The sequence below is a fragment of the Luteococcus sediminum genome (assembly GCF_054783495.1).
In genome coordinates this window covers 110,623-123,590 of sequence record NZ_BAAGQL010000022.1, presented here as the reverse complement: position 1 = coordinate 123,590, position 12,968 = coordinate 110,623, and the positions used below count along the sequence as shown (strand labels likewise).

Genomic DNA, 12,968 nt, shown 5'->3' with positions numbered 1-12,968 from the left:
CTCACCACCAGGCGCGGGTGGTCTCCGTCGGGCCGTCCAGCTCGGTGAAGCCGGCGTCGACCACCTGCACCCGGCCCTGGTCGCTGGCCCACTGCTCGGCATCGACGGTCTCGACGCGCAGCCGGAAACCGTCGGCGGCCCAGCGGGTCCGCGTCGGCCCGTCCATCTGCTCCCAGGCCAGCTGCGCGGCATGCGCGCACTGGGCGGCAGCCTTGCCGGTGCTCATCGTGATGTGCGGGCTGATGCCCACCCGCACCAGCGCATCCTCGGTGCGCGAAGGATGGGCATCGGGCAGCTCGGTGCCCTCCACCTGCAGCTTCTTGAGGATCGGGGGGAGCGGACGCACCGGCCCGGGGACGAAGGCCCGTGCCCCCGCCAACCCCTCGGACTCGTCGCCCTGCTGCTCGACGGTGACGCCGTCCAGCTGGTGCACCTCCTGCCAGCGCACCTCGCCCCGCGCCCGACGCACCAGCTTGCGGATCCTGCCGTCGCGCCAGTGGTCGACGGCCTCACGCCACTGGCCGTCACGGGCCTGCGGTGAACTGATCAGGGCCACCGCCGCCCGGGCGACCGCCTCGCAGGTGTCGACGTGGCTGGCCGGCCTGGACTTGTCATAGCGGACCGCGAACTGCATGGCCCAGGGAATCTCGTGGTCGAGGTGGCCGTCGATCGGGGATGAGGCGTCATTCACGTCACCCCACTCTAGGCCCGGCCCACGGCACCGCCGGGTGAACGATGGGGCAACTGATCGACAAGACGCTTGCCATGGCCGGTGACCTTGACGACGATGAACAGTGCAGCGCCGCACACGAGTCCGTCCACCCCCCACGGGCACGCACCCCAGCGCCACGACCCGCCCGATCCAGCCGGATCGCCCACGAAGGAGAACCCATGTCCAAGCCCGGACTCGCGCGCCTCGCCGCCACCGGACTCGCCGCCGTCGCCCTCGCGGCCAGCAGCAGCACCATCGCCGCCGCCAAGGCGCCCACCACCCCGCCCAACCACAGCAAGCCCAACCACACCAAGCCCAACCACACCAAGCCCAACCACACCAATCCAAACCACACCAAGCCCAACCACACCAAGATGGCCGCCTGTCAGCAGCAGACCAGCGTGGTGAACCTGCTGGCCTTCAACGACTTCCACGGCCGCATCGCCACCAAGAGCCCCGACACCGTCGCCTTCTTCGGCACCGTCGAACAGGCCCGCCAGGCCTCCGGCGAACAGTCCACCATCCTGCACTCCAGCGGCGACAATGTCGGCGCCTCACTCTTCCCGTCCGCGGTGCAGGAGGACAACCCAACCCTCGACATCCTCAACGCGATGGACCTGGACTCCTCCACCGTCGGCAACCACGAGCTCGACCGCGGCTGGGACGACTTCTCCGACCGTCTGCAGGAGCGCTCCGACTTCGACTACCTGGCCGCCAACCTCTACACCAAGGGCACCACCACGCCAGCCGTCGACGCCTACCGAATCGAGGAGCGCAACGGCATCAAGGTCGCCATCGTCGGCGCCGTCACCGGCGACCTCAAGAGCCTGGTCGGCACCGAGGTCTTCCAGCACGTCGACCTCGGTGACCCAGTCGGGGCCGTCAACCGCACCACCGCGCAACTCACCGACGGCGACCCGACCAACGGCGAGGCCGACGTCGTGGTGGCCAGCTACCACGAGGGTGCCGCCGTCAGCGAGCCCGCCACCCTGGACCAGGCCCTGGCCAGCAAGCCCTTTGCAGACATCGTCAACGGCACCTCGCCGAAGGTCGCCGCCATCCTCACCGCCCACACCCACCAGAACTACGTCTGGGACGCTCCCGTGCCCGGCACGGACCGCACCCGCCCCGTCCTGGAGTCCGGCAGCTACGGCGCCTTCGTCGGCCAGGTCCAGCTGCGCGTCGACGCCAGCCGCGCCGTGCGCCCCGGCAAGAACTCCGGCAAGGGCTTCGGCTCGGTGAAGGATCCCGGCGCCGAGTTCCGCGGCACCGTGTGCAGCGCCCGGGCCCAGAACCTGCCCGTGGTCGACAGCGCCCAGGTGCCCACCCTGGTGGCCCAGTACCCGCGCGTCGCCGAGGTGCAGAAGATCACCACCGACGCCCTGGCCCAGGCCAGCGTCATCGGCAGCCGCACCATCGCCACCTCCACCGCCGCCGTCACCCGCGGGCTCAAGGCCGACGGCAGCCTCGACAACCGCGCCACCGAGAGCTCGCTGAGCAACATGGTCGCCCAGATGTTCTTCGACGTCCTGGGCAATGGCGACGCCGACTTCATCGGCGTGCAGAACCCCGGCGGCACCCGCGCCGACCTGCCCGCCGGCGAGATCAGCTACCAGGCCGCCGCGGCCGTGCTGCCCTTCGCCAACACCCTGATGACCACCCAGCTCACCGGCGCCCAGGTCAAGACGATGCTCGAGCAGCAGTGGCAGACCAATGCCGACGGCACCACCCCCAGCCGCCCCTACCTGCAGCTGGGCCTGAGCAAGAACGTCACCTACACCTACGACGAGTCCCGCCCCGCCGGCGACCGGATCACCTCGATCGCCGTCAACGGCGCACCCATCGACCCGGCCAAGCTCTACACCGTCGGCTCCGGCAACTTCCTGGTCACCGGCGGCGACAACTTCCGCGTCCTCGCCGAGGGCCAGAACACCCGCGACACCGGCGCCAGCGACCTGGCCGCCTGGGTGGACTGGCTGGGCGCCCAGCAGACCGTCTCGCCGAGCTTCGCCCGCGGCGCCGTCAGCGTCAGCCCGACCCCGGCCACCCTGACCGCAGGCCAGGCCGCGACCTTCACCGTCGGAGCCCCGCAGGGTGCACTCCAGCTCGACAGCCTGGACATGAAGTCCACCGGTGCCGTCGCCAACAGCCAGCTGGTGGCCACCATCGGTGACATGCAGGTCGGCACCGCCACCGTCGCCGGCGGCAAGGCCACGATCACCGTCACCGTGCCCTCGACCGTCGCCAAGGGTGCCGCCGTGCTGACGCTCACGGCCGAGGCCTCGGGCACCACCGTCAGCATCCCGGTGACCATCGCCTGAACCAGCCGACGAGGGGCCCCGGGGATCAACCCCCGGGGCCCTTTTCATGGTCCAGCTGCCGGTGTCCAGCGCCGATCAGCCTCGACGGGTGGGGCAGGTCATGCAGCGCGGCCCGCCACGGCCCCGGCCCAGTTCGTCGCCGGGCACCGGGATGACCTCAATGCCGTGGCCCTCCAGGAAACGCCGGGTGAGATGGTTGCGCTCATAACCCAGCACCACCCCCGGCTCCAGCGCCAGCACATTGCAGGCGTCATTCCACTGCTCGCGCTGCGCCACCAGGTCATCGTGCGGGGCGGTGAGCAGGCGCACCCGCTCCACCCCCAAGCACTGCGCCAGCACCTGCGGGAAATCGGCTGGCTCCCGGGACTCGATCGACAGCCCGCCGTCGTCACGCGCGGTCATCACCCAGGTGGCGCGGTCGCCGAAGCCGGAATAGCGGATGAAGGAGTGCTCGTCGAGCATGGTCATCACGGTGTCCAGGTGCATCATCGCCCGCTCCTGCGGCATGTCCACCGCCACCACCCGGTTCGCCGCGCCGGCCGCGAACAGGCAACGCGCCAGCCGTTCGGCACCCAGCGGGGTGCTGCGCTCCCCCAGCCCGACCAGCACCGAGCCATTGCCCACCACCAGCACGTCGCCGCCCTCCAGCGCACCACGCTCATCGGGCCACAACCCGTCGGCGATGCCCTCGGTGGGCTCGGGCCAGACCCCACCCCAGCGGGGAGTGCCGGCGAAACGGGGATGCCAGCGGTAGATCGCCTCGTAGTTGAGGGCCTCGCGGCGCCGGGCCGGCAGCGCCATCGCATTGACCTGCACCCGTCCACCCACCCAGCAGGAGGTGTCGCGGGTGAAGAAGTGGTTGGGCAGCGGGTCGATGACGAAGTCGTCCAGGCCGCGCACCATCAGGCCCAGTGCGGCGGGCTCGCCGATGCGCTCCAGCACCTCGCGTCGGGTCAGCCCCGCCACCAGCAGGTCGGCCAGCCCATCGGTCTCGAGGCCGGCCGCCATCTGCTGCAGGGCCTCGGCGCCGGCGGGGCCGAGCAGGTGGGGGCCGAAGACCCTCGCCGACAGCTCACGGCGGGCCTCGTCGATGGCCATCGTCTCGGCCAGCAGGGTGTGCAGGTGCAGCACCTCGGCCCCGCGGGAGGCCAGCGCCTCGACGAACTGGTCGTGCTCCTGCTGGGCTCGCTCGAGCCACAGGATGTCGTCGAAGAGCAGCTCCCCCATGTTGCCGGGGGTCAGGCGCGACATCTCCACGCCCGGGCGGTGCACGATCACCTGTTGCAGGCGTGCCACCTCGGATTCCCCCTGGTAGCGCATGGCGCCTCCCCTTCCCGGGCGGCCACGGCGCCCCCTGGGGGTGAACCTACGCCGCCGGAAACAGGAATTCAGCACTTTGCAGGACCCAGAGCTGCTGAAAATGCAGCTCATACGGCCACGGAGGACAATTTGAACCTTCCAGCGCCGTATGCGGTGCAATTACGGCGGCCTGAGGCAGCACGGCCCCCCTGCCGCACCGAATCACCTGCCGAAGCGAATTTCCTGCCGGGGCCGAACCGCCAGACCAGGCCGGGTCAGTAGACCTCCACCTGCACCAGCCGGCACGGACCCACCGCCACCAGGCGCAACTGCTCGGCCGGCTGCCCATCGCCCAGGTAGGCCTGGGTCTGGCCCCGCCAGCGGGCCGGTCGCGGGGTGATGCCGAGGTCCCGCCACTGGTCGCCAGCGCGCGCCTCCAGCCGCACCGGCAGAGGCTCCACATCAGGGCTGGTCAAGGTGATCCACTCGGGCACGAAGCCCTCGTGCCAGGTGAAGGTCACCGACTCCCCCGCCTGCAGCTCCACCACCCGCTCCCCGCGGTCGTCCACCAGCTCCAGCGGACCCTCGACGGCCGCGCCGAGGGTCCGGTCAGCACGCCAGCGCACCGGCTCGCCGGTGGCCGTCGACGCGCTCCACGGCCGGGTGCCGGCACCCCAGTTGGACGGCTCGGGGCCCAGCTCGAACTCCAGCAGCACGTCGCCGCGCAGCAGTTCGACGGGAATGCTGACCGCATTCCACAACTCACCATTGACCCGCAGCTGCTGGACATAGCGGTGCTCGACTCCGGTGGCCCGCACCTCCAGGCGGCTGCCGTCGGCGCGACGGAAGGCCATCCGCTCGAACAGGGGTGCGGTGATGGCGAACTCGCCACCCCCGACGAACAAGGGGTAGAGGCCCAGGGCCAGCAGGAGCCAGTAGCCGCTCATCTCGCCGTTGTCCTCGTCGCCCGGATATCCCTGCCCGATCTCGGATCCGACGAAGCGGGTGTCGAGCAGTTCCCGGGTGAGCCACTGGGTCTTGTGGGGCTGCCCGGCGAACAGGTACATGAAGGGGATGTGGTGGGCGGGCTGGTTGCTGATCGCCAGCTGCCCCAGGCCGTCGGCCTCGGCCTCGTTCATCTCCTGGGTGTTGTAGGTATAGCTGCCCCACATCGACGGGCGGGTGACGGCCGGGGTGGCCAGCATCTCGTCAAGCTTGGCCGCCAGGGCCTGCTCGCCGCCGAGCAGCCGGGCCAGCAGTGCCCCGTCGTGGGGTGCGTGGAAGGCCTGCCCCCAGGCATTGGTCTCGGTGTAGTCATGGCCCCACTGGCGCGGGTCGAAGTCGGCGGGCTCGACGCGGAAGCCGCCGTCGGGGCGCCGGCCCTGGTAGAAGCCGATGCGCGGATCGAACATCTCGGCGTGCACCAGGGCGCGGTTGGCGAACCAGCGCTCATTGGCCTCGAACTCCTCCACCCGGTCGGCCAGGCCCTCTTCCCCAGCGCGGGCCCGTGCGGCCAGCCGGCCCGACCACAGCCCGATCGCCGCGTCGCAGGAGGCATTGTCCATGGTCCAGGCCAGCCCCTCCTCGGTGGAGGTGTCGATCCAGCCGACGAAGCGGCCCCGGCCGATTCCCTTGCGCCCGGCCAGAGCATGGTCGGGCGGCACCGTCGCATTGCGCAGCGCCGAGTCATAGGCGTCGAGCTCGTCGGCCCCGGTCAGGGTGTGCTGCAGGGAGGCGTCGGCGAAGATCGCGTCCGAGCTGGTGCCGGGCATGCAGTCGACATAACCGGGCGCCGACCAGCGGGCCATCCAGCCGCCGTCGCGGTACTGCTGCAGGATGCCGCCCAGCAGCTCCGGGGCCCGTTCGGGGGTGAGCAGCGAGTAGAGCGGCCAGCAGGTGCGGAAGGTGTCCCAGTAGCCGTTGTTCACCTGCAGCTGGGCATCGACCACCTGGCAGCCGGTGCGCTCCGGGGTGTGCGGGGCGGCCGGGCGGAAGGGCGAGGCGTAGGCCCAGTGACAGCCCTGCTCGGACCCGTCGGCGACGGCCTCGTGGTGGTCATTGGGCCAGCAGTAGAGCGCCGCCAGATTCGACCAGGCCGTGGTGCGCGCATCGAGGGTGCCGCCGTCGATCTCGAGTCGTTCCAGCAGGGCCGACCAGGCCTCACGGGCCTCGGCGACCACATCGTCGAAGCCCTTGCAGGCCTCGGTTCCCAGCAGTCCGATCTCGGCTGCCAGGGTGCGGCGGGCCTGGTCGACGCCGATGAAGCTCATCGCCGCGCGCACCTCCACCACTGGTGCGTCGGTCTCCAGCACGAGGACCTGGGGCCGCTGCATCGGCAGCTTCAGCCGGCCGAACCAGCTCTTGTGGAAGCGCTTGCCGCGCCAGCTGAAGCCCTCCAGCGGGCTGCGGCGCTCCCGGGCGGCGTGGACGGTGACCGGCACATTGGTCTCGCCGTAGACATAGGCGGGCGGGGCGGGCAGGTGCAGCCCGGCGCTCCAACCCGAGGCGGGGGCGATGGCGGCGCGGAAGGCGAGGCGGCCGTCGGAGAGCTCCTCGGTGGAGATGCTGCCGGCATAGGGCTGGTCGAGCACGACGCCGTGGCGCTCGCCGGAGTCGAAGCTGCAGCGGAAGATCGCGGCGCGGCTGGTGGGGGCCATCTCGGCGGTGATCCCGCCCTCGAGGCGCACCCGGTAGTGGTGGGGCCGGTCGAGTTCATCGTCGTGGCTGAAGACGCGGGCCCGGTGCGACGGCTGTGCGCTGGGGCGGCCCTGCCAGGCCATCACCTGGAAGGCGGAGCGGTCGGCGATCCAGGGGCTGGGCTGGTGGCTGAAGGCCAGCGCCTCCAGGCGGGGTTCGGGGCCGCCGTCGCGGTGCCAGCCGTAGAGCCAGTTGCGGTCGCGGCTCTCGGTCAGCGGCACCAGGAAGTTGAAGCCCTGCGGCAGGCAGGTCAGGGGCAGGGCATTGCCGCGGGAGTAGAGGAAGTCGGAGTGGGTGCCGCGGGTGGTGCGGACCCGGTCGACGGGATCGGCGGCCTCCACCGGCGCCGGGCGGACCCCGCGCACCTGCACCCAGCCGGCACCGACCAGGCCGGGGACGGAGGCCAGCCGCACCTCGTGCACCCGCCGGCCGGCCAGCGGGGACAGGTCGAGGCTGAGCAGATTCCAGTTGTTGCCCACCAGGCAGCGGCGCTGTCCGTCGATGGCGTGCCCGTGCTGGTCGCGCAGGGTGACGGGGCCGTCATCGGTGACGAAGAGCAGGCCGATCGAGCGGCAGTCGTGGTTGGGCTCGGGCGAGCTGTTGGAGCGGGGGTCGTGCTCCAGGTCGCAGAAGACGGCCACCTGCCAGACGGTGCCGGGCTCGACATCGAAGCCCTCGGCCAGGTGGCTGGAGCCGCCGGCCGTGCGCTGGCGGAAGTGGTGCACCTGCTGCGATGGGTGCTCGACCCGGAACAGGCCCACGCCCGCCATCGAGGCCATGGGGCGGTCGGGTCCGGGCGACGGGCTGAGCTCAGGCCCCTGGTCGTCGAGCTGCACGGCTCCCCCGGGCTGCCCAACTCCCTCGGGACGATGGCGGGCGTCGGGGCGGGTCTCGCGGCTGTCCATACGGCTCTCCATCGACTCGTCGGGGGACCTGAGGGGCCTCAGGGTTCAGGGCGCGTCGGGGCCGCACCCTTCACTGGGCCCAGAGTAACCGGGACGCTGCCAGACGGTGATGGAACCTTCCTTGGCGACGGGCGTGTACTCCTTGCTCTTCAACAGATCCTCGACGGTGGCGGGGCTGGGCAGGGGGTAGCCCACCTCGTCCTGGCTCATGTCGATGACCACGAAGTCACTGGTGCGGCGGGTGAGGGTGGGCAGGGTGACCCGGTTGGTGCGGGTGAGGTGGACCGCCAGCCGGTCGTCGACCTCGACGCAGGTGTTGGGCGGGATGTGGGTGAGCACGGCCCTCTGGTGCTCCATGATCGGCTTGCGCTGCCAGGAGGACCAGAACAGCCGCACCAAGGGGTAGTTGCGGCCCTGGACGGCCAGGTCGAAGGCGGGGGTGATGGCCACCATCGCCACGATGAAGGCGGCCAGTCGTCGTCGCCAGGCCGGGCCCAGGCGGCTCATCGCGTCGGCGGTGGCGAAGACGAGGATCACGAAGATCGGGGCGGAGTAGTGGAAGGCCGTGCCCCACAGGTGGGTGCGCGAGGACAGGTTGCGCTGGGCCAGCAGCGGCAGGGTGGCCAGCAGCATCGGGGAGCGCACGGCGACGAAGGCCAGCGGCAGCAGCAGGTAGAGCAGGCCGCGCGACTTCTCCCAGGGGAAGAAGAAGATCTCGGCGGTGCGCAGCGGGTGGAGCAGGATGAAACGGATCGAGCTGAACGCGTCGGGCCCCAGGGCGTCATAGGACCAGTAGGCGAACTGCCCGCTGGGCGCGAAGTGGGGCAGCACCACCTTCACCACCAGTGCGAAGACGACCACGCCGAGCAGCATCATCGCCGAGCCGAGCGCGAGGCTTCGTCGCAGGTCGCGACGGGTGCCGTCGCGGCGGTCGCGCAGGCTGAGCAGGATGCGGGCCAGTCCGAGCATCGCCAGCACCATCCCCATGTCCTCGCGCACCAGCAGCAGCGGCAGGGAGGCCAGCAGGAGTCGGCGGTCGTCGCGCCGGTCCAGCCCGTCGAGGGCCAGGGCCAGCAGCGGGATGGCGAAGCAGATCTCGTGGAAGTCGAAGTCGACCAGTCGTTGCAGGGGCCAGCTGAGGGCATAACCCACCAGCAGCACCCACAGCAGCCAGGAGTGGGCGCCGTGGCGGCGCAGCATCCGCGCCACCACCGGGATGGAGAGGCAGACCAGGGCGGCCTGCGCGATGACCAGTACCCGCGGGTCGTCCCAGATCCAGTACAGGGGGGCGAGAGTGGCCAGGATCGGGTGGAAATGGTCGCCGAGAATGTTGTAGTTGTCGCCCTTGAGCGCCACCAGCGGCGCCTCGAAGCGTGAGTAGCGGCGCACTGCCTGGTCGAAGATGCCCAGGTCGTAGCCAGCGGCCAGGAACTGCGGATAACGACCCAGGCAGTAGACCGTGTAGACGAGCCAGACCCCGACCGTGAAGGCCCACACCTGTGCGGTGGTGCGACGCTCCCCCTGCGCGGCCAACCCGGCGGGTGACACGCGGCGCGATCCGCGCGCGGGCAGGGGGAAACTCATGCCCGCCAGTCTAGGGCCGCGACCCCACTGCCGACGTCTTCGCACTTGGCTCGTTCAAACCGAGCGACATGCGCGCGTTCACCCAGAATTAACCCCAAAAGCGCGATCTGGCTTGGGGTCCCCCGAGGGCCCCGTGTATGGTGGAAACCAGTTGTTGAAGTTCTAGTACCTCGCATGACAAGCGGTTTCGGGTGCCTCCCCTGCGGAAGTGGTCGGGCTGTTTTCTGGATGGTTCACAGGCATCACAGCTACGAGATGTGCGAAAGGCGCGCATCACAGCACCCAGAAAGCAGGGATGACATGACTACTGGCATCGTGAAGTGGTTCAACGCCGAAAAGGGCTTCGGCTTCATTGCTCCCGAGGACGGTTCCGCCGACGTGTTCGCTCACTTCAGCGCGATCCAGGGCTCGGGCTTCAAGAGCCTGAACGAGAACGACCGCGTCGAGTTCGAGGTTGTCCAGGGCCCCAAGGGCGCCCAGGCCGCCGACATCCGCGTGATCGGCTGATTCAGCCTCAACGACTCCAGCTCCGGCTGACACAGTCTTCGAACCGCCCGTCCTGCTCCGGCAGGGCGGGCGGTTCTGTTGTGCCCGGAGTTTTGTGCCCAGAACCTGACGCCCGGGGACTGGCGGGCCGGGGCCGACCGCCTGCGACAGGTGGACACACGACGGCGCCCCGCGGGAATCCTGCGGGGCGCCGTCCGGTGTGTTGGTCAGGCCTGGATCAGAACTGGCCCTGCTCGATGAGCTGGGTACGCTCCCGCTGCAGCGCCACGTCCTTGGGGTAGATCTTGTAGAACATGAACCACAGGACGGCGTTCAGCACATAGGGAATGGTCACGAAGTAGAGCAGCGCCCGCTGCAGACCGAACTGGTCGGCCATCCATCCTGTGGCCAGCGAGTACATCGCGGTCAGGAAGCCCTGCACGAGGCTGAAGAGCACCGCGAAGCCGGTGGCCGACAGCTGCTTCGGGGTCACGGAGGAGACCATCGGGAGCACGCAGCCGGAGAAGCCGATCGAAAAGACCAGACCGAGGAAGAAGGCCACCGCGTAGTACTGCGGGTAGGTGAACTTCACCTGGAAGGCGATGAAGGTCATTGCTGCGAAGGCCAGGGCGTAGATCTGGAAGAGCATGATGCGGCCCTTGTCGCCGAACTTCCTCTGGAAGAAGTCACCGAGGAAACCGCCGAGGAAGGCCGAGCACAGCATGCCCAGCTGCATCACGGTGTAGAGGTACGACGCATTCTTGACCCCATAGCCCAGGTCCCCGGCCCAGAACTTGGCCTGGAAGCCGAACATCACCAGCGAGGTGACCAAGGGGAGCATGAGAGCCATGCCGACCAAGGTCGGGATCTTGAAGAGCTTGGCGGCATCACTCCACTTGAAGACGCCCGCGTCCGGGTCGTCGGAGATTCGCTGATCGACTCGCTCTGGCTCCTTGACGAAGATCAGGATCAGGATGCCGGAGATGATCGACAGGGCACCCATCGCGAACATTGCATAGCGCCAGCCATCGGGGTTGTTGCCGAACTGGCCCAGAGCCGGGGTGAGCGCCATGCCGATGAAGGACGAGACGCCCCGCACCGTGCCGAAGGCCTTGCCACGCTCGCTCTTGGCATAAAGGGATCCGAGCAGGCCGTTCATGATCGGCTCGCTCGCCACCGTCCCGATCAGCGAGATGCCGTAGAGCACGAGCAGCTGGTTCCAAGTCTGTGCAAAACCGGTCGCCAGCGTCCACAGACCCCACAGGCCGGTGACGATGAACAGGATCTTCTTGCGTCCCCAGCGATCAGCAGCAATGGCCCACGCGGGGCCGAAGAGCATGCGCGCAAAGTTGCCCAAGGAGTTCAGCAGGCCGAGGGCACTGTTGCCGACCTCAAAAGCCGTCATGATCTGCGGGAAGAAGACCTTGGAGACGCCGCCCTCGGTGTTGTCGACCGACTGGGCGGTGGCGAGCGAGACGGCCGCCATGGTGCGTCCCTTGGGCTTGACGAATTTGGCGTCCTCGTCAACGGGGACATAGGCCACACCTCCGGGGGAGGTGGGGGCGGCCACCAGGTCCTCCTGCCCGGGGACCTGGGTGACGGATTTGTTGTCGGGGAGCTGCGAAGTCATGAGGAGGCCTTTCCAGCGCGTCATCGGGCTGTCTTCCAAGTGACTCAATCATCGAGACGTGGCCTCGACGCGCAGCACGTTTGCCACTTCTTGCCTCCGGGCTGCCATCCGGTCACGACCGAGGAGCTCCTGCTGACTGGGGCAAACTCGGGGACATGACTGGATTCGACTCCCTCACTCCCCAGCAGCTGCGCGAGCGCCAGAGCATGAAGTGGACCCGTCAGGGCCCCGACGTGCTGCCGATGTGGGTGGCCGAGATGGACTTCCCGCTGGCCGACCCGGTGCGCGAGGCCATCGAGCAGGTGGTCGCCCGCCAGGGCTTCGGCTACGCCCAGGTGGACCAGCGGGTGCCCGAGGCCTTCAGCCGCTTCGCCGCCCGGCGCCTGGGCATGGACGTGAACCCGGAGTGGACCACCGTCGTCCCGCACGTCCTGGCCGGCATCGAGGTGGCCCTCGACGTCGTCACCCCGCCCGGCGCCGGTGTGGTGGTGACCACGCCGGCCTACATGCACTTCCTGGTGATCCCCGGCCTGACCGGACGCCCGGCCGTCGAGGTGCCGCTGCTGGAGGACCCCTCGGCCACCGACGTCGCGGGCCGCTGGAGCTTCGACCTGGAAGGGATCGAGAAGGCCTTCACCGAGGGCGCCCGCACCCTGGTCCTGTGTCAGCCCTACAACCCGGTGGGCAAGGTCTTCAGCCGCGAGGAGCTGGCGGCCATCGCCGAGATCGTCGCGAGGTACGACGGTTGGGTGATCTCCGACGAGATCCACGCCCCGCTCACCCTGCCCGGCATCGAGCACGTCGCCTACTCGGGCGTCAGTGAGACCGCCGCCAGCCACTGCGTGACGATCACCAGCGCGTCGAAGTCCTTCTCGATCCCCGGACTGCCCTGCGCGACGGTCACCCTCCACACCGAGGCCGGGGCGCGGCTCTTCCGCGAGGGGGCACACGAGGACCACCTCTACGGCGCGACCACCCTGGGCATCGAGGCCAACATCGCCGCCTTCGAGCACGGCGACGAATGGCTCGACCAGGCCCGTCACCAGATCGCGGAGAACATCGAGGACACCCGGGCCTTCGTCGCCGACGAACTGCCCGGGGTGCGCTACGACGGACAGGACGCCACCTACCTGGCCTGGCTCGACATGCGCGGGACCGGGCTGGGCGAGGACCCGGCCGCCTTCCTGCTGGACAAGGGGAAGGTCTGGCTGAACTCCGGCCACACCTTCGGCACCGGCGGGGCGGGATTCGCGCGCCTGAACGTCGCCACCAGCCCCGAGATCCTCGCCGATGGCCTGGGACGGATCAAGCAGGCACTCGCGCAACGCTGAGCA

Annotated in this window: 8 protein-coding genes; 3 read left to right on the top strand and 5 right to left on the bottom strand. The window is 69.5% G+C overall.

The window, feature by feature from the left end:
* Position 1 precedes the first annotated feature (1 nt).
* Entirely contained in the window at positions 2–634 is a 633-nt protein-coding gene (locus ACYVKA_RS12925) for a peptidyl-tRNA hydrolase (RefSeq protein ID WP_460706184.1), read from the bottom strand.
* Positions 635–891: 257 nt separating this feature from the next.
* On the opposite strand from ACYVKA_RS12925, the gene ACYVKA_RS12920 reads away from it, so the two are divergent.
* Positions 892–3,033, top strand: coding sequence for a bifunctional metallophosphatase/5'-nucleotidase (locus tag ACYVKA_RS12920; protein WP_460705976.1), 2,142 nt, complete (start codon positions 892–894; stop codon positions 3,031–3,033).
* A gap of 75 nt (positions 3,034–3,108) precedes the next feature.
* Here ACYVKA_RS12920 and ACYVKA_RS12915 read toward each other — a convergent pair whose 3' ends face one another.
* From ACYVKA_RS12915 to ACYVKA_RS12905, 3 genes are all read right to left on the bottom strand, one after another.
* Positions 3,109–4,353 (bottom strand): arginine deiminase, encoded by a 1,245-nt coding sequence (locus ACYVKA_RS12915; protein ID WP_460705974.1) that lies wholly within the window; start codon positions 4,351–4,353, stop codon positions 3,109–3,111.
* A 254-nt stretch (positions 4,354–4,607) separates the two neighbouring features.
* Entirely contained in the window at positions 4,608–7,934 is a 3,327-nt protein-coding gene (locus tag ACYVKA_RS12910; RefSeq protein ID WP_460705972.1) for a GH92 family glycosyl hydrolase, read from the bottom strand.
* A gap of 45 nt (positions 7,935–7,979) precedes the next feature.
* Positions 7,980–9,518, bottom strand: coding sequence for a DUF2079 domain-containing protein (locus tag ACYVKA_RS12905; RefSeq protein ID WP_460705970.1), 1,539 nt, complete (start codon positions 9,516–9,518; stop codon positions 7,980–7,982).
* Positions 9,519–9,818: 300 nt separating this feature from the next.
* Here ACYVKA_RS12905 and ACYVKA_RS12900 point away from each other — a divergent pair, with 300 nt between their 5' ends.
* A complete protein-coding gene (locus tag ACYVKA_RS12900) occupies positions 9,819–10,025 on the top strand; it encodes a cold-shock protein (protein ID WP_394276014.1) in 207 nt (68 codons plus the stop codon).
* A 217-nt stretch (positions 10,026–10,242) separates the two neighbouring features.
* Here the strand turns inward: ACYVKA_RS12900 and ACYVKA_RS12895 are convergent, their stop codons facing one another.
* Positions 10,243–11,634: an MFS transporter gene (locus tag ACYVKA_RS12895; protein ID WP_460705968.1), complete on the bottom strand. Its 1,392-nt coding sequence runs from the start codon at positions 11,632–11,634 to the stop codon at positions 10,243–10,245.
* Positions 11,635–11,789: 155 nt separating this feature from the next.
* On the opposite strand from ACYVKA_RS12895, the gene ACYVKA_RS12890 reads away from it, so the two are divergent.
* Positions 11,790–12,965 carry a MalY/PatB family protein gene (locus ACYVKA_RS12890; RefSeq protein WP_460705966.1) on the top strand — a complete coding sequence of 392 codons (1,176 nt, stop codon included), beginning with the start codon at positions 11,790–11,792 and terminating at the stop codon, positions 12,963–12,965.
* The last annotated feature ends 3 nt before the right edge of the window (positions 12,966–12,968 follow it).